At 44.4% G+C, this 22,700-nt stretch carries 21 protein-coding genes; 14 read left to right on the forward strand and 7 right to left on the reverse strand.

All coding sequences use genetic code 11. The features are described 5' to 3' along the window. Positions 1–57 precede the first annotated feature (57 nt). Complete coding sequence (locus KFE26_RS05870; protein WP_028760435.1) at positions 58–567, reverse strand: diguanylate cyclase domain-containing protein; 510 nt, start codon at positions 565–567, stop codon at positions 58–60. 79 nt (positions 568–646) lie between these two features. On the opposite strand from KFE26_RS05870, the gene KFE26_RS05875 reads away from it, so the two are divergent. From KFE26_RS05875 to KFE26_RS05895, 5 genes are all read left to right on the forward strand, one after another. Next, the gene (locus KFE26_RS05875; protein ID WP_212599898.1) at positions 647–2,476 is read left to right on the forward strand and encodes a DUF885 family protein; all 1,830 of its coding nucleotides are present in this window, start codon (positions 647–649) and stop codon (positions 2,474–2,476) included. 171 nt (positions 2,477–2,647) lie between these two features. Then, positions 2,648–2,926: a peptidylprolyl isomerase gene (locus KFE26_RS05880; protein ID WP_028760433.1), complete on the forward strand. Its 279-nt coding sequence runs from the start codon at positions 2,648–2,650 to the stop codon at positions 2,924–2,926. 83 nt (positions 2,927–3,009) lie between these two features. Next, on the forward strand, positions 3,010–3,546 hold the full coding sequence (locus tag KFE26_RS05885) for a GNAT family N-acetyltransferase (RefSeq protein WP_212599899.1): 537 nt from the start codon (positions 3,010–3,012) through the stop codon (positions 3,544–3,546). Between the two features lie 74 nt (positions 3,547–3,620). Beyond that, positions 3,621–3,851, forward strand: a complete 231-nt coding sequence (locus KFE26_RS05890; RefSeq protein ID WP_028760431.1) for an RNA-binding S4 domain-containing protein — start codon at positions 3,621–3,623, stop codon at positions 3,849–3,851. Positions 3,852–3,873: 22 nt separating this feature from the next. Further along, positions 3,874–4,275, forward strand: coding sequence for a ribonuclease E inhibitor RraB (locus KFE26_RS05895; protein WP_028760430.1), 402 nt, complete (start codon positions 3,874–3,876; stop codon positions 4,273–4,275). Positions 4,276–4,428: 153 nt separating this feature from the next. Here KFE26_RS05895 and KFE26_RS05900 read toward each other — a convergent pair whose 3' ends face one another. Beyond that, a complete protein-coding gene (locus tag KFE26_RS05900; RefSeq protein WP_168823676.1) occupies positions 4,429–5,316 on the reverse strand; it encodes a LysR family transcriptional regulator in 888 nt (295 codons plus the stop codon). Between the two features lie 156 nt (positions 5,317–5,472). On the opposite strand from KFE26_RS05900, the gene KFE26_RS05905 reads away from it, so the two are divergent. From KFE26_RS05905 to KFE26_RS05920, 4 genes are all read left to right on the forward strand, one after another. After that, positions 5,473–6,246: a TSUP family transporter gene (locus tag KFE26_RS05905; protein ID WP_173245583.1), complete on the forward strand. Its 774-nt coding sequence runs from the start codon at positions 5,473–5,475 to the stop codon at positions 6,244–6,246. A 383-nt stretch (positions 6,247–6,629) separates the two neighbouring features. After that, a complete protein-coding gene (locus KFE26_RS05910) occupies positions 6,630–7,775 on the forward strand; it encodes an exonuclease SbcCD subunit D (RefSeq protein WP_212599900.1) in 1,146 nt (381 codons plus the stop codon). After that, on the forward strand, positions 7,772–10,828 hold the full coding sequence (locus KFE26_RS05915) for an AAA family ATPase (protein ID WP_212599901.1): 3,057 nt from the start codon (positions 7,772–7,774) through the stop codon (positions 10,826–10,828). The genes KFE26_RS05910 and KFE26_RS05915 overlap by 4 nt, the downstream gene beginning before the upstream one ends. 264 nt (positions 10,829–11,092) lie before the next feature. Further along, a complete protein-coding gene (locus KFE26_RS05920; RefSeq protein WP_113938827.1) occupies positions 11,093–12,394 on the forward strand; it encodes a peptidoglycan DD-metalloendopeptidase family protein in 1,302 nt (433 codons plus the stop codon). 372 nt (positions 12,395–12,766) lie between these two features. On the opposite strand, the gene KFE26_RS05925 is transcribed toward KFE26_RS05920, so the two are convergent. The 4 genes from KFE26_RS05925 to KFE26_RS05940 form a co-directional block, all read right to left on the reverse strand. Further along, positions 12,767–13,222, reverse strand: a complete 456-nt coding sequence (locus tag KFE26_RS05925) for a hypothetical protein (protein WP_212599934.1) — start codon at positions 13,220–13,222, stop codon at positions 12,767–12,769. 90 nt (positions 13,223–13,312) lie between these two features. Continuing rightward, a complete protein-coding gene (locus KFE26_RS05930) occupies positions 13,313–13,837 on the reverse strand; it encodes a M48 family metallopeptidase (RefSeq protein ID WP_028760423.1) in 525 nt (174 codons plus the stop codon). A 48-nt stretch (positions 13,838–13,885) separates the two neighbouring features. After that, positions 13,886–14,323: a DUF3010 family protein gene (locus KFE26_RS05935; RefSeq protein WP_028760422.1), complete on the reverse strand. Its 438-nt coding sequence runs from the start codon at positions 14,321–14,323 to the stop codon at positions 13,886–13,888. Between the two features lie 203 nt (positions 14,324–14,526). Beyond that, positions 14,527–15,882, reverse strand: a complete 1,356-nt coding sequence (locus KFE26_RS05940; protein ID WP_113938824.1) for a DEAD/DEAH box helicase — start codon at positions 15,880–15,882, stop codon at positions 14,527–14,529. Positions 15,883–16,132: 250 nt separating this feature from the next. Here KFE26_RS05940 and rssA point away from each other — a divergent pair, with 250 nt between their 5' ends. Continuing rightward, positions 16,133–17,080 carry a patatin-like phospholipase RssA gene (gene rssA / locus KFE26_RS05945; protein WP_105252908.1) on the forward strand — a complete coding sequence of 316 codons (948 nt, stop codon included), beginning with the start codon at positions 16,133–16,135 and terminating at the stop codon, positions 17,078–17,080. Between the two features lie 136 nt (positions 17,081–17,216). Here the strand turns inward: rssA and KFE26_RS05950 are convergent, their stop codons facing one another. Continuing rightward, entirely contained in the window at positions 17,217–18,227 is a 1,011-nt protein-coding gene (locus KFE26_RS05950; protein ID WP_212599902.1) for an NADP-dependent oxidoreductase, read from the reverse strand. 146 nt (positions 18,228–18,373) lie between these two features. On the opposite strand from KFE26_RS05950, the gene KFE26_RS05955 reads away from it, so the two are divergent. The 4 genes from KFE26_RS05955 (at position 18,374) to nrdG (ending at position 22,615) form a co-directional block, all read left to right on the forward strand. Continuing rightward, on the forward strand, positions 18,374–18,862 hold the full coding sequence (locus KFE26_RS05955; RefSeq protein WP_212599903.1) for a MarR family winged helix-turn-helix transcriptional regulator: 489 nt from the start codon (positions 18,374–18,376) through the stop codon (positions 18,860–18,862). A gap of 119 nt (positions 18,863–18,981) precedes the next feature. Next, complete coding sequence (locus KFE26_RS05960; RefSeq protein ID WP_173245565.1) at positions 18,982–19,671, forward strand: hypothetical protein; 690 nt, start codon at positions 18,982–18,984, stop codon at positions 19,669–19,671. Positions 19,672–19,932: 261 nt separating this feature from the next. Beyond that, positions 19,933–22,050, forward strand: coding sequence for an anaerobic ribonucleoside-triphosphate reductase (nrdD, locus tag KFE26_RS05965; protein ID WP_212599904.1), 2,118 nt, complete (start codon positions 19,933–19,935; stop codon positions 22,048–22,050). Between the two features lie 103 nt (positions 22,051–22,153). After that, entirely contained in the window at positions 22,154–22,615 is a 462-nt protein-coding gene (gene nrdG / locus KFE26_RS05970) for an anaerobic ribonucleoside-triphosphate reductase-activating protein (RefSeq protein ID WP_105252903.1), read from the forward strand. Positions 22,616–22,700: the final 85 nt, after the last annotated feature.

Genomic DNA, 22,700 nt, shown 5'->3' on the forward strand with positions numbered 1-22,700 from the left:
TAGTGTTTGAATCGAAAGCCCCGCAAGGGGCTTTTTCTTTGGTATCAATAAACCTATTTACTGTAATCGGATTAAAGCTTGTGATTGATCATGATTTTTTTCAAGCTGTTGTGAAAGTTGGCTGACATTACTGAAGAGTGACTCTATTTTACTTTCCTGTGTAGGTAGGCAAATACAGGCAGCCAGTTTATAGTCGATTGTCAGTTTATGATGTTTACCAAAATCTTGATTAAAGTCAGATATTTGTTGTTCTATTCGCTTTAACACTACTTCCGTCCCCACCTCATCTATGTTGAATAAACCCAGTGCAAAGTGATTGTGATCTAGCCTAGCAATCATATCTGTTGCTCTTAATAGCGCTTCTTGCACTTGTTTGGTAAAGAATTCGAGTAAATGGGGTTGTTTGACGGTTTCATGAATGTGAGGGCACAGATACAATAGTGCCAAGCTTTGGTGGTCTCTCATGTGACGATGCCATTCTCGGTTGAATACTTCCATGAAATAGGTTTGGTTATAGACTCCAGTTTCAGGATCCCTGAAACCTGAGTTGCGGAACGAGTAGATCATAGATTAACTCCGATAGCAGACCTTGAACTAAGTATAGAAACAGTTCTGCAATAGCGGGCCAAAAAGGAGAAATATTAAAATGAAATTGGGTTTATTGGCAGGTTCGATAGCGTTAATCTTCACCCTTCAAGGTTGTTCTAAGCCTGAAGCCACTGCAGTTCAAGAAAATAGCTCGGCTAATACGACAGCTGTGCAGGGCGAAACTCAAACGGCAGAGCAGCGTTACTTAGCGCTTGTGGATGCTTATTTTAAAGATTACCTAAAGCTTGAGCCCATCTACGCTACTTTTGTCGGCGTAAATGACTATAACGCCGATTTCGGTGGGGATTTAACTGAGGATTACCTTAAGGCCCGTCATGATCTTAACACTCACTATTTAGCTCAGGTGCGTGCGATAGATCCAAAGCAACTGCCTGCTGATCTACAGTTAAGTTATGACCTGTTCGTCTATGACCGTGATATGGCGTTAGTGGACGAAACTTTCCCATCACGCTTTATGCCGATAAGTCAGTTCTATAGCACTGTCATTACTATGGTGCAGCTGGGAAGTGGCGAAAGTGCACAACCTTTTAAGACTGTCCAAGATTACCGTAATTGGGAACAGAGAGTCGATGGTTTCATCAAGTGGGTCGCACTTGCTGAAAATCGTATGAATCAAGGCATTGAAAGTAAAGTGGTACTACCTCGAGTGTTGGTAGAGCGCATTATTCCTCAGTTAGATGCTATGTTAACGACGGATGCGACTCAGAGCATTTTTTACTCGCCAATCCAGCATTTCCCCGAGAGTTTTTCAGAGCAAGATAAAGCGGAATTGACAGCTCGTTATCAAGCCATGATAGCTGAGCGTATCGTGCCAGCGTTAACGAACTTACGCGATTACTTTAAGCAAACCTATTTACCTAAATCGCGGGCGACTGATGGTTGGTCAGGTTTGCCTAACGGTAAAGCTTGGTATCAGCATCTGGCGAACTCACATACGACCACCACTATGTCTGTGGATGAAATTCATCAAATTGGCTTAAGTGAAGTGGCGCGCATTTTATCTGAGATGGATAAGGTGCGTGAGCAGGTCGGTTTTAAGGGCAATTTGAAGGCGTTTTTTGCGTCTTTATCTTCAGAGCCGCAGTATTTCTATAGCGATCGCCAAGGTTTGATTGATGGTTATATGGTGTTGAAAGATAAAATCAACCATGTCTTACCTAACTACTTTAATGTGATGCCAAAGGCTGATTACGTGGTTAAGCCGGTTGAAAGTTTTAGAGAACAATCGGCAGCGGGTGCCTCTTATGAAGCGCCTGCGGTGGATGGTAGCCGTCCAGGGGTGTTTTATATCAACACCTATAACCTCAAAGCACAGCCTAAGTGGGGGATGACGACCTTATCTTTGCACGAAGCCGCTCCTGGGCATCACTTCCAAATCGCGATCAAACAAGAACTGACCGGTGTGCCTGAGTTCCAGCGTTTTAGCGGTTATACCGCTTTCGAGGAAGGTTGGGCACTTTATGCTGAATACTTAGGTATTGAGATGGGGCTATTTACCGACCCTTACCAGTATTTTGGTAAGCTTTCCGATGAAATGCTGCGTGCCATGCGCTTAGTGGTTGATACTGGCCTTCATTCTAAAGGTTGGAGTCGTGAACAGGCGATTCAGTACATGAAAGACAACTCGCCTATGGCTGAGAGTGACATAGTCGCTGAAGTGGAGCGCTATATGGCGATCCCTGGTCAAGCTTTGTCTTACAAGGTCGGTCAGTTGAAGATTTTGGCACTGCGTGCCCGCGCAGAAAAAGCCTTGGGTGATAAATTTGATTTAAAAGCATTCCACGATCAAATCCTCACTTCAGGTTCATTACCCATGGAGGTCATGGAGAACAAGATCGATCGTTGGATTGCGTCGAAACAAGCTTAGTCGTGTAAGGTGCCGTTACTTGACTTTGTTGTCCGTGACGGCATTTTAAGACTTTTTTATTCAACAGAAAGTTTTTATACTGTTGATTCCAAACCTGTTAAAACGAATGTTTTAGTGGGAACTCAATGATATTTGGGGCAAATGTCTCATGATCCTTACAGGAGTTTTACTATGGTCCAGGCAACAGCAAGACATTTGTTAGTCAGCAGTGAAGAGCAGTGTCAAGCGCTGAAACAGCAAATAATGGAAGGCGCAGATTTTGCTCAAATTGCTCGCGCGCACTCTTCTTGCCCATCAGGTGCCCAAGGCGGCGAATTGGGGTCATTTGGTCCTGGCATGATGGTCAGAGAGTTCGATGAAGTGGTTTTTAGTGCACCATTAAACGAAGTACAAGGACCTGTAAAAACGCAATTTGGCTTTCATTTACTTGAAGTGACCAGCCGCGCGTAAGTTTTACCGCTTATCTAATACAGCTTGTTTGATACGGCAGCGTTTGCTGCCGTTTTGTTTTATATGTTCATCACGGAGTCACTATGCTGGAACTCTACACAGATAGATTGAAGCTCAGGAGCTTACAAGATAGTGATTGGGAACATTTTTATGCACTGCATAACGATCCTGAGATTAATCGTTTTGTACGCGTTCCAGAGTCGCAAGAGGTGATCCGCAGTAAGTTTCAGCAGCGTTCCGATACTTGGTTCTACGGTTCTGGCGATTGGCTGACCTTAGTGATTGAGACAGTTGATACTGGGCAGTTTATTGGTTTAACGGGCTTTTATTGTCAAAGTTTCGAGGAACAGCGTGCCGAAGTGGGTTATTTACTGGCGGCCGAGGGGCACGGAAAAGGTTATGCGACTGAGAGCTTAATGGCGGTCATTGATTGGGCCTGTTTAAGTTTTAATGTACATAAATTTGTTGGGCATTGTGCTAAAGATAATCACGCATCGGCACGAGTACTCGAAAAGTGTGGCTTTCGGCTTGAAGGTTTACTCAGGCAGCAATTCAAAATAGGTGAAAACTGGCTCGATGAATCAGCCTTTGGCCTACTCGCCGATGAAAGACGTCTCTAGCCAAATTATCTTCAGCGAATTTTGTACTGTGCTGGTATAATGCCGCAGGTTTATTTTTAGAAGGCGTGTATTAAGTGGCGCAAATTAATCAATTGGCTTTGCATTCTGGCGAAGATTTCATTGAATTGTACAAAGTATTAAAAGTGCAAGGCATGAGCAATGCAGGTGGTGAAGCCAAACATTTTATCGACGAAGGTCAAGTCACTGTGAATGGTGAAGTTGAAACTCGTAAACGTAAAAAAATTATCGCGGGCGACATCGTCAGCTTTAATGGTGAATCAGTTCAAATCATTGCGGCAGAATAAGCCTGAAACAGTGGAGCAAGAAATGCAATTTCCAGATGATGACAATGGTAAAATGCTGGCCGCAATGGCTGAAGCGGGAATCGATTTAACTAAAGAGTTAGATGTTGATTTCTTTTTGGTTTTTGATGACCAACGCGATGCTGAAACTGCGTTAGAAGAATTAACAAATTCTGACTTGGAAGGCGAGCTTGAGCTGAATCTGAATGATGAGCTTGGTAAGTGGGAAATCATTGTTTGTCTCAATATGGTGCCTGAGTACGATACATTGGTTGAACAAGAAGTCATGCTAAATGATTTTGCTGCCGAATTTGGCGGCATGACCGACGGTTGGGGCGTAATGCAACATCAAGACGGTGACGATGAGTTTATGGACGATGATGACCATGACCATGACCATGTTCACGGTGAGCATTGCAATCACTAATTCTGATGCGCTTTAAGCCTTGAATCTAATAAACCACCTTTTGGGTGGTTTTTTATTGGTGTTTTTCTGCGCTCAGTTAGTGATCTCAATAGCCTCATTTGGCATTTATAGCGTTATTGTGCCTCGCTTGAACTGAGATACGTTTAATGCAGATTAATGACGATAGGGCGCAAAAATCTCTAATAACCAGTCGATAAAAGCTTGAGCTTTTAACGGCAGGCTTGGGGATTTTGGGGTGAGTAAATAATATCGATAGGGACTGGTGAAGGGGGCGTCGAAGGGGATGACTAAGCTGCCGTTTGCCAGTTGTTCTTCGATGAAGAATCGCGGAATAAGTGCTGCGCCCATGCCACTCGCAGCCGCTTGACTCAACATATAAAAATGCTCGACACCAAAGGTTTGTGCTTGGGTGAGTGTTAATCCCACCTTTTCCGCCCAATACTCCCAAAGTTCTGGTCTTGTGGTGTGTTTCAGTAACGTGACGTGATTAATGTCCTCGATATTTTGCAGTTTAGGCGCTAGTGAAGGCGCGCAAACTAAGCATAAATCCTCATCCATCAGCTTGATATAATTCGCGCCCTTAGGGATAACAGTGCTACTACGGATCGCAATATCATAACGACCTTGGCTAAAATCCACTGCAAAGTCGCCAATGGATAAGTCGACATACAAGTGTGGATGGCGGGATTTAAACTGCTCCATTCTTGGAATGAGCCAATTGATGGTTAAGCTTGGCAGCACATTGATGGCTAAGGTTTGCGGCTTAGTGGGCTGACGGCGCAAGTCACTGGTAGCACTAGATAGTGTTTGCAGAGCGGCTTGAACATGGGGTAAATAGCGTTTGGCTTCATCGGTTAAACCAACTTTTTTATGTAAGCGTACAAAGAGTGCAAAACCTAAATAATCCTCCAATACTCTGATTTGTTTACTGACTGCGCCATGGGTGACATGCAACTCCTTGCTGGCTAATGTCATGCTCTGTAAACGTGCTGCGGCTTCGAAGGCACGGAGAGAATTGAGGGGCGGTAGTTCGGCAAACATTTTATTTCCTACTGCTGGAAAATCAGAACAGGACTCGGGATTTTGTGTGAGTTTATCTCACGCTGTGCCGACAATAACTCCTTTGCGTTTATTTGGCAAACGCAGTCTAATGTTCTGCAATCACTCTCTTTTTTATCAGAAGAATAATAAATCATCATGGAATTTGAACTGACTCTACAAATCGCAGCGATACTTTTTGCCGTCGCTATGGTGGCTGGTTTTATTGACTCAATCGCCGGTGGTGGAGGCTTGCTGACCATTCCTGCACTTATGTGGGCAGGCTTGCCGCCTGCGGTTGCCTTAGGGACAAATAAGCTGCAGGCCTGTGGCGGCAGTTTTTTTGCGAGTTTGTACTTTGTCCGTAAAGGGCTGGTTGATCTTAAATCCGTTAAGTTAGCCTTGATTTGTGCATTTATCGGCGCGGCATTGGGCACGATTCTAGTTCAACTCGTCGATACTAAAGTGCTGGAGTTGATGTTACCTTTTTTGATTTTGGCTATTGGTTGTTACTTTTTATTTTCGAAAAAGATTTCTGAAGATGATAAACATCAAGTGCTGACACCTACCGCATTTGCCTTTACTGCAGCATTGGGCGTGGGATTATACGATGGCTTTTTTGGCCCTGGTACTGGGAGCTTTTTTGCGCTGGCCTTTGTATCGCTAGCGGGGTTTGGTTTGGCGAAGGCAACTGCCCACGCAAAACTACTTAATTTCTCCACTAACATTGCTTCGCTGATCTTCTTTGCTTTGGGCGGAAAAGTGATTTGGTTATTAGGATTAGTCATGCTGGCAGGGCAAGCGATTGGCGCAACCTTGGGTTCTCGTCTCGTGGTCACTAAAGGTACAAAGATTATCAAGCCGTTGGTGGTGACTATGTCCCTTGCTATGAGTTTTAAACTTTTGGCGAGCCAATATAATTTATTTTCGTAAACTCTTTGATATTAAGTATTTTATAAAACTCACTCATCAATAGACGCTCTTTAAGCTGCGCATGAGTGTATCTTAGTGGCGTCCATCTTGGCTCAAAAGTTAAGCTGAGGTGGATATCATCCAAAAGATCCGCCAAATGACGACTTAAAACGTCTCATCCTACTTTGAGTTAGGTGTACTCTTTCAAGTTTTTTGAATAGTATTACCTGTCATTTTTAATACACTTTTTAGGCTTCTTATTGTTTTGGTGTGTATTTTAAATATTGTGTACATATTTAATCCGATTGATTTAAGTGCAGTGTCTATCTTGCCAGTCTTATTTTGCATCGACGGGCGGCATGTGCGCTCGGGTTTAGCGCCACCACTTCTTTAAAAGAGCGATTATGAAATTTATCCACACCTCGGACTGGCACATAGGTCGTCAATTACACAATCAATCACTACTGGATGATCAAGCCTTTGTGCTCGAGCAAATTATTGCTCTAGCGGATGAACACAAGGTGGATGCCGTGATTGTGGCGGGGGATATTTATGACAGAACGATTCCGCCTGCGAATGCGGTCGCGCTGTTAGATGATGTGCTTAACCGCTTAGTACATGATTTAGGCCTGCAAGTCATTATGATTGCAGGTAATCACGATGGTCACGAGCGCTTAGGTTTTGCAGCAAAACAAATGGCGGCAAGTGGGTTACATATTATTGGGCCTTTGAGTGCTGACATTCATCCCATTACTTTGTCGAGTTCAAGCGGTGATGTGGTGTTTTATCCCTTGCCCTATGCCGAACCTGCCACAGTGCGCCAAGTTTTTGAGTGTGAGGCGGCAAGCCATGAGGCCGCAATGACGCTATTGCTTGAACAAGTACGCCAGCACGATAGCCAAGGTTTGCCGAAAGTGGTGATAAGCCATTGTTTTTTGGATGGTGGCAGTGAGTCAGAATCTGAGCGACCACTGAGCATTGGTGGCGCCGATAAAATATCGCCAACGCTATTTACTGAGTTTGATTATGTCGCCCTTGGGCATTTGCACGGACCGCAATACAAAGGTGCAGAGCATGTGCGCTACTCAGGATCGATTTTGAAGTATTCCTTTAGCGAACAACGTCAACATAAGTCGGTGACCTTAGTCGAACTTAGTGCGCAAACGCCGATTAAAATTAGTTTATTGCCATTAACGTCGATACGCGATGTCCGTATCTTAGAAGGGGAGTTAGCCACATTACTCGCCCAAGGTAAAACGGATATCAAGCGTGAGGACTACCTTATGGTCAGACTTCTTGATAAACATGCCATTTTAGATGCTATGGGAAAATTGAGAGCCGTTTACCCTAATGTGCTGCATTTAGAGCGGACTGGTCTGATGGCGGGGCAGCAACAAGTCACCTTGAGCCGAGATCATATCAAAAAAGGCGAGATGGACATGTTCCGTGACTTTTTCTCTCAAGTGTCCGGCGAGTCATTAACACAAGCACAGCAAGCCGTGATGGATGAACTCCTGACTAAGCTACACAATGAGGAGCGCCAAGCATGAGACCACTTAGCCTTTCCATGTCAGCCTTTGGCCCCTTTGCATCGACGCAACAACTTGATTTTACGGCCTTAGGGACTAATCCGTTATTTTTGATCAATGGACCCACAGGTGCGGGTAAGACGACCTTGCTCGATGGTATTTGCTTTGCCCTCTATGGCAAAACCACGGGTAATGAGCGTGAAGGCAGCCAGATGCGCTGCGATATGGCCGATGATAGTTTGCTAACAGAAGTCACTTTTAGTTTTCAGTTGGGTAATTGCAGTTATCGTATTCGCCGTGTGCCAGAGCAAGACAGGGTTAAAAAAAGCGGTGACGGCTCAACGGTGCAGAAGCCCGAAGCTCAGTTATATAAGATAGACGCCGAGGGTAATGAAAGTTTGCTTGTAGCGAGCAAAGTCTCTGAGGCAACCGCTGAGATTGAAGCCTTAACTGGCCTCGATGTGGAGCAGTTTCGCCAAGTGATGGTGTTGCCGCAGGGAAAATTTCGCGAATTGTTAATGGCAGACTCTAAAGCCAGAGAACTGATATTTAGTCAGCTATTTCAAACGCATATATACCGACGTATTGAAGATTCCTTAAAAAGTAAGGCTGCAGATATCCGCGCCTTAGTGAAAGATCAACACAGTCGCCGTGATGGCATTTTACAAAGTGCGGGTTTAGCATCCGATGACGAGCTTAACTGTGAATTAGCCAAGCTCACGCCAGAACTTGAAATTGCCCAAAGTGCGAAAGAACAAGCATTACAGCAGCAACAATGGGTGATAAAAACCAGCGATGCCGCCCAGCATTTATTGGCCGAATTTGCGCAGTTTGATGCCTTAACTCAAATGGCAGTAGCGCTTGATGCACAGCAAGAAAACATGGCTGCGCAAACCTACAAACTGAATTTGGCCAAACAGGCGCAGCACTTGGCACCCATGCTTGAGGTGTTTGTGGCCCGTGAGCAGGAAGCCAAGGTGGCAAGTCTTGCCCTTGAACATGCGAAAACAGCATTAATCAATGCTAAACAAGCCTTCGATAACGCAGAGCTTAAGGCCGCTGATTTGCCCGTGTTGGAAGCGTCGTTACTCGAACAGGAACAGGTCAAACAGCAACTGAATGCCTTAGGGCCGCAGCTCAGGGAATTGAATAGGCTTAATAAAATCCTTGAACAAGAGCAAACGCAGCTAATTAGCGCGAAAACACAACTTCAGAACAGCAAAAATGAGTTAACCACCGTAGTCCAAAAACGCCGTGAATTGGAATCCGCTCTGCCGCAACTACAGGCCAATAGCGAAACTCGCCTCTTATTGCAACAAGCGCATCAGCAGCAACAGCAATTATTGTCGACTTATCAGCAATGGCAACAAGTGGCGGCAAGGGTATCGTCGACACAGGCAAAACTTGTTGAGGCTAAAGTCAAAGGGCAACAACTCAGTGCTCAGCATCAGCAAGCACAGGTTGCATATAAAGCCTTATTGTTGACTTGGCATCAAGGGCAGGCCGCTATTTTAGCGCGGCAATTACAGCAAGATGAACCTTGCCCTGTTTGTGGTAGCCAAACACATCCACAGCCAGCACAAAGCCAAGAGCCACTCCCAAGTGATGAAGCGTTGCAATTAGCACTAGAGGCTGAAACGAATGCTCAAGAAATCCTGAGCAAAGCCAGAGCGGAATATCGTGGGCTACAAACGCAGTTAGAAACCTTGCAACAGCAAGCACAAGATCTCGCGGTCCAATTGGGCACTGCGGTTGATATTTCTTTAGACGAACATACACATACCTTGTCGCAATACGCTTTCTCACTTACTCAAGCGGAGCAAGCCCATCAGCAGTTACAGCTGTTACAGCAAGAGATTGCATTGTTGCACGCACAGGAAACGCATCTACAACAAAAGTTAGAGCAAGGACAAACACACGACAGTGCACTGCAATCTAAAGTGGATATATTGCAGGGGCAGTTAGCGCACATGCAGCAAAGTGTTCCATCTGCACTTGCAACGCTTGAGGCTTTAACCGCAGCAATCGCGCAAAATCAGCAAAGTATCAGCCAAATTAAGCAACAGATTACTAGTGTTAGGGATCTCCAACAACAGACTGGCCAATCTTTTGTTGCGGCTAAAGCGGCACTTAATGGTGCTGAAAATGCTGCTGAGGCGGCATTAGCCCAGCAAACGCGTGCACAGCAGCAACTCAATCAGCAATTAGTCGCAGCAGGTTTTGCCGATCAACAGGCCTTATTTGAGGCCATGCTCGATGAAGAACAACATCGTGCATTAGCCAGCGAGATTGAGGCTTACCAGCAGCGCAGTGCTTTGACCAAGGCACAGTGCGAGCAGTTAGCGCTTAAGCTTAAGGATAAAGTACTACCCGATAGCATTAAGCTGGCTGCTGAGCTTGAGTTCGCGCAGCAAGCATTACACGCTGCCGAGCAGGCATGGCAGTTGCTTCACACTCGCACAGTATTACTGATGCAAACCCAAACACAGCTGAGTATTGCCGATGCAAAAGCTAAGGTTTTGGAAGATGAATATGCGGTTATCGGCACCCTTGCAGATGTCGCTAATGGAAATACAGGTAATAAGATCAGTCTGCAACGTTTTGTGTTAAGCGTACTGCTTGACGATGTGTTGTTAGAGGCAAGCCACAGGCTACACCTAATGAGCAAAGGGCGTTATCGTTTACTACGTAAGGAAGATAGGGCCAAGGGTAACAAAGCTTCTGGGCTCGAATTGGAAGTAGAAGATGCTTATACCTCCAAAGTGCGTCCTGTGGCCACCTTAAGCGGTGGTGAAAGTTTTATGGCAGCATTATCTATGGCGTTAGGCCTATCTGATGTAGTGCAAGCCTATGCAGGTGGTATTAAACTCGATACTTTATTTATCGATGAAGGCTTTGGCAGTTTAGATCAAGATTCTTTAGAACTGGCCATTCGGACCCTGATGGATTTGCAATCCTCTGGCCGCATGATAGGGGTGATCTCGCACGTGTCGGAAATGAAAGAGCAGATAAATACCCGCATCGACATCAATAAAACCTCACATGGGAGCGAAATGACGATAGTTTTGCCTTAGTTGCTCATTCTCACAGAGTGCGATAAATAACAAATTGTTTTATAAGTGTTATTTATTGTATCTCCTGTGTGTTTAACATTCGGATAATACACACAAAGTGAGTTGGAAATGCCAACTAGCGCATGTTTTTCATTAATGGTACAACAAAAGAGTGAAATAGCGTTTGTCATAATCGTTTTTTTGATATAAGTTGGAAAAAATTCGGGCTTCCCTCAAAGGGACTGGTCAAAAATAGAACGCAAAGTTAACGAAAGGTGAAAAGCGTTGCAAACAGGCAAACCCAACTTTATCAACTTATCGCAAACCCGTTTGCAGAACTTATCATCGACCCAAAAGAACATTCTATTAATGGGTAGTTTGTTGATGGGTGCTGCGATGTTGATGCCGAATAATAACCATGTTACGCCAACTGCTCAGCGTATCCCTGTTGTTCTCGATATTGAAAATATTCTCCCTCAAGTTTCTGAACCTGAAGTCCTAGATCAAGCTGCACTCATTAATAATGCTCCCCAGTTTGAGCGAATTATCGTTTCCGGTGATACCTTAAGTGGTTTATTTTCCAAGGCGGGTGTTGATCAGCAAACTATGTATAAGGTTTTAGAAGCTGATTTAAACATTTTGGCACTTGATACCCTGTTACCTGGTAACAGAATGCAATTTTGGCTTGATAGTGAAGGCCAGTTACAAAAATTAGAACTTTATTTTAACGCTGCCCGCCAAGTGGTTTTTACTCGTTATGAAGACGGTAGTTTTAATGTTGAAGAAGTGAACGTTGAAGGTGTTTGGCAAAATCGAATTTTGACTGGTGATATTAAAGGTTCTTTCTACGTTTCAGCCCAAAAAATGGGCTTAGCCGCTGCAGATATTCAGCGAATTGAAGATTTACTCAAAGAAAAATTGAATTTTGCCCGTGATTTACGAGCTGGCGACAAATTCTCAGTTTTGGTAAATGATCAATATGTTGAAGGTGAACCGACGGGAAGTAGCCAAATTTTAGGCGTCAGTATTAAAAGTGGTCGTTCTGAAATTAGTGCATATCAATATTCTGATGGTAGTTATTATGATGCTAAAGGTCAGAGTTTAGTTCGGGCATTCCAACGTTATCCGTTAGCTAAACAACCGCGTATGAGTTCACGTTTTAACAGCCATCGCAAACACCCAATCACAGGGCGTATTTCTCCCCATAATGGAACAGATTTTTCCGTACCAATCGGGACTAAAGTTATTGCACCTGGTGATGGAATTGTCAGTTTAGTGACGGACCATCAGTTTGCTGGTAAGTATATTGTGATTGAACATGGTGGTAAGTACCGTACCCGTTACCTACATTTGTCTAAGGCGTTAGTGCGTAAAGGTCAACGTGTAACTCGCGGTCAAGTGATTGCTTTATCTGGTAATACAGGTCGTTCGACTGGTCCACATTTGCATTATGAATTCCATATCAATGGTAAACCTGTTGATCCGTTGAAAGCCGATATTCCTATGTCGAGCAAGTTAGCGAATCAAGATTTACGTACATTCACTAATATGGTGAAGAGTCGTGAAGCTATAATGAACTTAGGTTAGCCAAACCTAAGCTAATAGAATTTATAGTATCAAAGTTTGAATAAACAATAGCACTGACTTTCTAGAAGAGTTTATCAATGCCGATGAAATGAAAATTTCATCGGCATTTTTGTTTCCAAAATGCTTATTGTGGTAGACATTTTCCTGCTATCACGAGTACTGTTCGAGTTGTATAAAAGCTTAAAATTTGTTCGATTCGAAGTCGTGGCGATAAAACATAAGGGGATAAAATAGATAGGATCTTCAGTTAGAAGTGGTATAGCGAGTCATTCAAAAGGTTGTGAAGAGGAAAATTGTGCGGCTGAAGAGCTTATAACGTTTTTTATTAAGGACTGAACAGAGAACCAAATATGCAGTGCTAAATCGTGCCTATCAGCTTGCGTGGCGCCTTTGCATCACTTTTAATGCGCACTTGCACAATTTACCTTTTAATGCGGGACAGCCACCACAGGGGGATTTTTTAAAGGGACGTAATGCAAAGCTGTGTTCCGTGGGTAAAGGAGAAAGTCGAGTAATAATAGTCGATGAAAATGTCGCATCATTTGCGGCAATAAACTTAGCTTTCGCGAGTTTTAATTGTTTTTTGAGTGTTGATTTATTGCTATGGGCAAATTCTTGCTGAGCAATATGCTTAGAGAGTAATTGGGTGAGGTGCTTTCGTTGAGCCTTTTTATTCGTCAAAGATTTATCCGTCTGCGCGCGTAGATGTGATGAGGATATAATAGCGTTCCCTGTGTTTGAAACAGATTTAACCTGTGTTTTGAGTAGCTTTTTAGCTTGCTTTTTACACCACTTGCTTAAGAGTTTGTCGATATTCTGTTTCGTCATTGTCATTACAGTATTTTGCTGCGCTAGATACTATAACATTCTAAATGAAAACTATTATCAGTCAAGTTTTGAGCGAAAAAGATACGAAGGTCAGGTGTCGACTTTATCTGCAGAATAAGGGGATATGTTAGCGTCGATGCAAGTCAATAATAAGCGCAAATCAAATTCAAACTGGTGATAATCCGGCTCCATGTGGGTACACAAATTATAGAAAGCTTTGTTGTGATCTTTTTCTTTTAAATGGGCTAATTCATGTACGACGACCATACGCAACAAAGGTTCTGGCACACGCTTTAAACGCGAAGAAATGCGAATTTCGTTCTTCGCTTTGATTTTATTGCCTTGAACTCGTGCTACGTAAGAATGCAAGCCAAGTGCATGATGGCTAATATTAATTTTGTCATCAAATATCACTTTTGAGAGCGGGGAGGACTGGCGTAAAAATTGATTTTTAATCGTCTGAGTATAGTCGTACAGCGCTTTATCGCTACGAACGCTATGTATGACAGGATGACGTTTCAGCAATAGCTTGGGTAATGTGCCAGCATCGAGATGTTGCTGTACCTGCTGCTGAATATCAAGGCTGTAACCGTTTAAGTACTTTAATGGATTCATAGAGGATTTAGCTCCGAATGACTTCGGAGCCTGAGTTCATCACATTACTTATACTTTGCCAAAAATTCGGCGATTTTGATGGGCGTAAGCGGCTTCGAAAGCTAACTGCTGTACTTTTTTAAGATCTAAACTATCGAAATCAACTTGGGGTGGATTGCGCTTGTTTTGCTCTTTGATAGTGACAGGAGACAATAGACTGACGGGTAATTCCCCTAATTGAATGGCTGCTTCAAGTTTAAAGCTTGTCGCTGAACCCGCGAGTTTACCTTTTTGCTCACGTTCTATGATGACAACTTCATCAACGCGATAATCTTGCATAAGCTTATGAAAAGCGAAGTGAAACTCACGAATAGCTTCTGTGGTAGCAGATTGGGAAACGGTGAAAGACACCTTACGGCATTCTGGCACATTGAAGGTTTCACCTTCATAGCTCAATAAACTGATAATGGCTTCGCCACCTTTTAATTCAACACCACAAACTCTCATGTTACACCTTCAAAATATCGATAATAGCGCTATTGTAGCTGGAAATGACATGAGGATCAGTGTTTACCATGCGCTTTTGATTCGCTTGGCGACAGACTGATAATTTTAGTATGTCAATTTCCAGTATTAGATCATGCCTATGTGATTTGTATCAGAGATAATATCTGATGTTAAATCCACCGGCCTTTATGCATAAATTAGTTTTAAACTTCTTCAGTATCATTATCTTGCAGTAATTGTGCCGCAGCAGGTTTTCTACGCATAGGAGCATCGCCGACATCCACGCCCGTGATGAAACGCTTATCCCGCGACGGTGCTGGTGTGGTTGCTTTGGTTCTTTTGCTCTTACCTTTAGCAAGCTCCGCTTTAGCAACACGTTTTACTGGCGTTTGTTTAGCTTTGCTTTTTAGACCACTAAATTTAGCTTCTAGGCCTGGAATTGTGCTGATCTCAAAGGTTTTTCTGAGGAAGACTTGGACTTTCTTAAAGTTGTCCCAATCTTTTGGCCCGACGAGCGATATCGCATCACCTTTTGCGCCTGCACGACCAGTACGGCCGATACGATGCACGTATTCTTCGGCAAATTTAGGCATGTCGAAGTTAACGACCAAGGACACATTGAGCAAATCGAGGCCGCGAGAGGCGACATCGGTTGTCACTAGTACTTGTTGTTGGCCACGGGCAAATTGGTCCATGATTTGGTTTCGTGCGGCTTGCTTTAAATCACCGCTGAGGGCGGCGGTTGCAAAACCTTGCGCGGTTAATTTAGCCGCTAAGCGCTCAGTATCTGGACGCGTCGCGGTAAAGATGATCACTTGTTTATGGGTTTCATCTTTGAGCAAACGGGCTAATAACGCTTCTTTATGGTCTAAGTGGTCACATAAAAAGATACGTTGATGAATATCGTTATGCTCAGAGTGAGCCGCGCCAATCGCCACATGTGCTGGATTTTTTAGTAATGTTGCTGCGATATCATTGATTTCGTCGTGATCTAACGTGGCAGAAAACATCAGCGTTTGACGGCGTTTATGATCGGCTGCATCGTTGATGGCTTTTAACTGCGGGGCAAAGCCTAAATCTAACATGCGGTCGGCTTCATCGAGGACTAATAACTCTAAGCCATTGAGAAAAAGATGCTTCTGTTCTAAATGATCGGCGATACGGCCTGGAGTCGCGACAATAAAATGCGGTTCTTTCGCTAAGGCTTTGGCTTGGTCATTAAAGTTTTCACCGCCCAGTACGCTGATGGCCTTGTATTGGGTGTTGGCGACAAGGAGGCGAAGCTGACTATAAACCTGATGTGCTAGTTCGCGAGTCGGTAATAAAATCAAGACTCTAGGATCACGTTTCGACAGTGAGCGGGTAGAAATGACTCTTTGCAATGCGGGTAACAAAAACGCTAAGGTTTTACCTGAGCCCGTTTTTGATGACGCCATTAAATCTTTACCTGCCAATGCGATAGGCAGTGCTTGTTCCTGGATGGCGGTGGGTTCTGTGATCCCCATATGTTTTATGCTTTGAAGCAGACGCTGGTCCAGAGAAAAATCGGTAAATTGCAAAGGTATATCCCCTAAATCTTAGTAAGGGCAGATTATAGCCTTAATCGCCCTTGCTCAGCTATCCACATCGGTGATTATCTCTGCTTCATGCACGGATTGATGTAGAAAGTGTGCCATTTATGCTCTGTTGATTGTATTTATTTACATTGGTATTACAACCTCTTAATTGTGTCGTTTTTACCGATTGACAGTGGATATGGCAGGATTTTACGTTATCGTGTACTGCATTGAGTTACAGGAGAAATGATTTATGGCTAACGGAACAACCCCTTCGGTAGGTATTGCCTTGGGTAGTGGGGCGGCGAAAGGTTGGGCACATATAGGTGTATTGAATGGTTTAGCTGCCATGGGTATTAAGCCCGATAAAGTGGCTGGATGTTCGGTAGGGGCTTTAGTGGGTGCCGCTTACGCCCATGATCATTTACCCGAGTTAGAAAAATGGGTGCGCGGTTTTTCTAGTTGGGACGTGCTTGGCTTGATGGATATTCGATGGCGTAAAGGCGGGCTTATCGGCGGAGACAAGGTGTTCGATGTGCTGCATGCACGTATAGGAGATGTGAATATTGAAAATCTCAATCGTCCCTTTGCAGCCGTTGCGACTGACTTATACTCTGGTCAGGAAATTTGGTTTACTGAAGGGGATTTACGGCAAGCGGTACGGGCCTCTTGCTCCATGCCGGGGATTTTAGCCCCGGTCAGACAAGGAGAACGCTGGTTAGTCGATGGTGCTGTAGTGAATCCTGTTCCTGTTTCGGTCAGCCGCGCCATGGGCGTTGATGTGGTGATTGCAGTGGATTTATATGGCTATCATTCTGGGCGTATCCAAGTGTTACCCGTGAATATGACCAGCCAAAGGACTGTCCAAGCTGAAATGGATATGCCAGCGCGACAAGAAACGGGCTTTATGGATTTATTCGCCCGTGGCCGAGATTATGTCAGCAACCTTACCGATAAGTTTTCACTCGGCACTAAATCGAATCCGGGGATGATTGCTGTGATGTCGCAATCTATGGGTATTTTAGAGCAAAGGCATAAACGGGCGCGGTTGATGGGCGATCCACCAGATATTTGTATTGTGCCAGAGGTGGGAAATATCGGCACTATGGAGTTTCATCGTGCTGATGAGGCGATTGCCGCCGGCGAAGCGGCGGTGGAGAAAGTCGCCCACTTGATTGAAGCAGCGCTCTGGAAGGGCTGATGAGGCAAAATGTAGAGTCAAAAGCTTTCATATAGATAGCGTTTGATTGCAAGATAAACAAAAGTCGGTATCACTTACGGGATACCGACTATTTGTTATCTCATATTGAGATGTTTATACCAGCTTTGCTGGTGACTTAGGCTAGTTTTACCAACATTTTACCGCGATTTTTACCTTCAAATAGACCGATAAAAGCATCAGGTGCTTGTTCAAGTCCTTGATAAATTGTTTGTTCTGCTTTGACTTTGCCTTCCGCTAACCATTGAGCCATTTTTGCGGTGAACTCAGGATAATGCGCCCAATGTTCGGATACGATAAAACCTTCTAACTTGAGTTTTCGCATTACAATTAGGGCTAAGTTGTCAGGGCCAGGTGTTGGAGTTGTGTTGTTATATTGCGAAATCATACCGCAAACAGCGATACGTCCATGATCTTTCATATTGCTCAGCGCTGCGGATAAATGCTCGCCACCGACGTTCTCAAAATACACGTCAATTCCTTCTGGGGCGGCTTTTGTCAACGCTTGGGTAAGATTGCCACAAGTTTTGTAATTGATGACCGCATCAACACCATAACTTTTTAATAATTCAGCTTTTTCATCTGAACCGACAGAGGCTATTACACGAGCACCTATTAGTTTACCAATTTGGCAGGCTACGCTACCTACTGCGCCAGAGGCTGCGGAAACGAACAGTGTCTCACCCGCTTTTAAATCTGTAATGCGAGTCAGTCCTGTCCAAGCTGTCATGCCTGGCATTCCGAGTACGCCGAGGAAATGTGAATTATCAAGCGTAGTTAGTGGTAAAGCTGTCAGTCCTGCGGTATCTGTGACTGCGTGTTCACGCCAACCTAGCATGCTGCTGACTTTAGTACCAACCGGGAACTCGGTGTTTTTTGACGCGATAACTTCACCAATCGCACCGCCTTCTAAGACTTGATTTAAGGCGAAGGGCGGAACATAACTCTTGCGATCAACCATGCGCCCGCGCATGTAAGGGTCAACCGACATCCATAGATTTTTAATCAGCACTTGTCCATCAGCGAGCGGTGCTAACGCTTTATTTACTAAAGTAAAGTTCTGTGCCGTAGGCATGCCTTCTGGGCGACTAGCTAGATGGATTTCACGGGTTTCAGTCATACTCTTCATAAAAACTCACCTTTTGTTTGTGCGCAAACTAATGATGTTAACTCTACGTGGCTTTAAGATTGAATGCAAATAGTTTGCGCGCAAACTAGATGGGGTGGGACAGATCGGATAAGATAGCGTTATGTTTAAATGACAGGCGCTTAAACGTGCAGAATTGCTTACCTCAACATGAGCTAGACGCTACAAAACAGACTCATAGCCAAGCTTCTAGCGATCCACTCTGTTTATCCGATAATGTTTGTTTCGCGTTATATTCTGCGAGCAATGCATTAGTGCGTGCTTATCGGCCTCTACTCGAGGCATACGAGTTAACTTTCCCTCAATATTTAGTGATGCAAACCCTGTGGCGTCAAAACGGCTGCAGCCAAACCCAGCTATCAATGGCGACTAAACTCGATATGGGAACCCTAACGCCAATCGTCAAGCGGTTAGAGTTGAAGGGGTTGATTACGCGATTAGCCTGCGTTGAAGATGAGCGTAAAAAGCTGATCACTCTGACAAGTCAAGGAGAGGGTATCAGGCACGAAGCTCTTGCCTTGAAGCAAACCTTACTAGATAAAGTGCAGATGGACGCTGAGGCACTCGATTTACTAAGGCGGCAATGTCTTGCCTTGATCGAAGACATACAGTCCTAGATATAAGTTAGTTTATGCATAGTGATGCTATTAACTCAGGGGTTGCACTGATTAATACTTGATTGGCTTAGTTTTTGCTTTAAAACCGTCATTGAGTCTTAGACGCCGAATTTTTGACGATGAATTCTATTTTAAATGCCTTTAATCTTAATCGCAGCAGTGCCAGTATCGCCGATGCTTATGGTGCCAATAGCCAAAAGACGAGCACGGCTAAAACCGATACTACGACAGAAACAAATAAAACGCAGACGGATGCTACCAAACCCGATAAAGGTAAAACCGATGAGATAGCGCTGTCGCCACGGGCGCAACGCGCACAGAAAATTCAATCGATGGCGAAGGATTTTTTTGCCGATGGTCAATTTGGCGTCGCCGATATTCCCGCATTGGTGTCGCGCTTACAAAAAGATGGCATTTTATCGGATGTGCAACTCGAGCGTTTATCGAAAAACGGTATTACAGTGCCGAGCACAACAACGCCGACTAAACAATCGTTGCAAGATTTTTTAGATGATGAAATAAAATCATTAGCTAAAAAATCACCTAATAATCCTCTTATCAATACCTTAGTTGATGCTAAGAACGTCTTAACCAATATGGATGATGCTCAGTCGCCAGTGCTAGCCCAGAAGGCCACGAAAGTCCTTAGCCAATTGACGGATTATTTGAATTCCGAACCTCCGCTTACGGATGCTCAAAAGCAGCAGTGGCAGGGGCTAAAATCTATGATGCAACTCGCTTCATCTATGGGGGCACATCAATCTGCATCGGGCCAACTCAGTAGTTATCTTGCGCTTGCTAAACGTTAATTCACATCCATAGTGCGTGATAAACACAAATTGTCACGCATTCAACTAGCTGGGTTTAATCAGCAGGTCAAGGCGCAATTTTCAGATAATTGGGCCTAGCTGCAGTTCTTGTTTGTTCTTTTATTTCATCCTAAAAACTATGATCTGGATCATGGACTCCTTACCGTCATTGTAGCCTAATGCTCTACATATTGTGTTTTATGCTTTTAAAATCACTAGATGTAGTGTTAATTTTTAGGCGAGATGGAGAGGAACTGAACAATGCCAGTCGTAATTAAGCGTGATGGTTGCCGCACACCTTTTGATGAAACAAGGATACGGGATGCAGTGAATGCCGCTGCAAACTCAGTTGGAATAGAGGATGGCGACTATGCAGCGACAGTGGCAGCGTGTATCAGTCAGAGCGTCGCGCCATTAGCAGAAGTCGATATCCACCATCTACAAGATGCGGTTGAGAATTTACTGATGGAAGGGCCGTACAAGTCCCTGGCGCGGGTGTATATCGAATACCGTCACGACAGAGATGTGTGCCGTGAAGCGACCAGTAAACTCAACCTCGAAATCCGTGGTTTAGTTGAGCAAAGCAATGCGGCTTTACTCAATGAAAATGCTAATAAAGATTCAAAAGTCATTCCTACTCAGCGGGATTTACTCGCGGGCATAGTCGCCAAACATTACGCCAAGAGTCATATTTTGCCAAAGGATGTGGTCGCTGCCCATGAGGCGGGCGAGATCCATTACCACGACCTAGATTACTCGCCGTTTTTCCCGATGTTTAACTGCATGTTGATTGATTTAGCTGGCATGTTGACCCACGGCTTTAAAATGGGTAATGCCGAAATTGAAACCCCTAAGTCTATTTCAACAGCGACAGCAGTGACCGCGCAGATCATTGCCCAAGTGGCGAGCCATATCTATGGCGGAACTACTATCAACCGTATCGATGAAGTGTTAGCGCCATTTGTCGCTAAGAGCTACGACAAGCATTACCAAATTGCCCTGAATTGGAAGATCACCGACGCCAAAGCCTTTGCCACGGCGCAAACTGAAAAAGAATGTCACGATGCATTCCAGTCTTTGGAATATGAGGTCAATACCTTACACACTGCCAATGGCCAAACACCGTTCGTGACCTTTGGGTTTGGTTTAGGTACGTCGTGGGAATCACGCTTAATTCAGCAATCTATGCTCAAAGTGCGGATGGCGGGATTGGGTAAAAATCGCAAGACTGCAGTATTCCCTAAGCTAGTGTTTGCGATTCGCGATGGTATTAATCATAAAGCGGGCGATTGCAATTACGATGTAAAACAGATGGCGCTCAAATGCGCAACAATGCGCATGTATCCCGACATCCTCAACTACGAGCAAGTCGAGAAAGTTACCGGTTCATTTAAAACCCCAATGGGCTGCCGTAGCTTTTTAGGCACCTATGAAGAAAATGGCGAGCTTGTGCATGAAGGGCGCAATAATTTGGGAGTGGTCAGTTTAAACCTGCCGCGGATTGCCTTAGAAGCCAATGGCGATGAAGCTGAATTTTATCGTATTTTAGATGACAGACTGGTATTAGCCCGTAAAGCACTAGATACCCGAATTGAGCGACTTAACGGTGTTAAAGCCCGCGTGGCACCTATCCTTTATATGGAAGGCGCCTGTGGTGTACGTTTACGGGCCGATGATGATGTGGCGCAAATCTTTAAAAATGGCCGCGCATCGATTTCACTCGGTTACATTGGCTTGCATGAAACCATGAATGCACTCTATGGCACCCAAACCCATGTATTTGATGATGCACAATTAAGGGAAAAAGCCGTTGCTATTGTAGCTTATCTTAAAGCGGCTACCGATGCGTGGAAGGCCGAAACAGGTTATGGCTTTAGTCTGTATAGCACGCCAAGTGAGAGCCTTTGCAGCCGTTTTTGTAAACTGGATGCGAAGCAATTTGGCTTAGTCACAGGGGTGACGGACAAGGGCTATTACACTAATAGTTTCCACCTCGATGTGGAAAAAAGCGTAAATCCTTACGATAAAATTGATTTTGAACAGCCATATCCCGCTATCGCGAACGGCGGCTTTATTTGTTATGGCGAATATCCCAATATGCAGCATAACCTCGAAGCGCTGGAAAACGTCTGGGATTATAGCTACAGCCGCGTGCCTTACTATGGCACTAACACACCAATTGATGAATGCTATGACTGTGGCTTTACCGGCGAATTTAGTTGTACCAGTAAAGGGTTCACTTGCCCTAAGTGTGGCAATCATGAACCTAGTCGGGTTTCTGTGACGCGCCGTGTGTGCGGTTACTTAGGCAGTCCTGATGCGCGGCCTTTTAATTATGGCAAGCAAGAAGAAGTAAAACGCAGGATCAAACACTTGTAACACTATTACCTTATTCTGCCTGTTAGACTTATTCCGTGGCATCAATGGTGCCATGGGATAAGTACCAATGTTAAAAGATGAAATGCACTGTGAGTAACCATCAATGAATTACCATCAGTATTTCCCTATCGATGTGGTCAATGGCCCAGGTACGCGTGCGACCTTATTTGTCTCTGGCTGTGAGCACCAGTGCCGCGGTTGTTACAATCAAAGTACTTGGGATCCCCGTTCTGGGCATGTGTTTGATAGGACGATGGAAGATAGGATTATTGCCGATCTTAATGATCAGCGGATTGTGCGCCGTGGTTTATCGCTTTCGGGCGGAGATCCTTTATTGCCTGTCAATCTCAGTGCCATTTTGACGCTCGTCAAACGAGTCAAGGCTGAGTGTAAGGGGAAGGATATTTGGCTGTGGACAGGTTATGTGCTCGATGAGTTGAGTGATGAACAGCGCGCCGTGTTGGCCTATATTGATGTGCTGGTGGACGGAAAATTTGAACAAAGTCTTGCCGATCCGAGTCTCGTCTTTCGCGGTAGCAGCAATCAGATCATTCGTTTGTTATAAAAGCGGTAACGAGGATCTGTAACTTGCTGCTATAATCTCAGGCCTTGACACAGACGCTAGCATAATCAGGCTAAGATTTTACTGT

It is taken from the genome of Shewanella sp. M16 (assembly GCF_018224605.1).
GTDB lineage: Bacteria > Pseudomonadota > Gammaproteobacteria > Enterobacterales > Shewanellaceae > Shewanella > Shewanella oncorhynchi.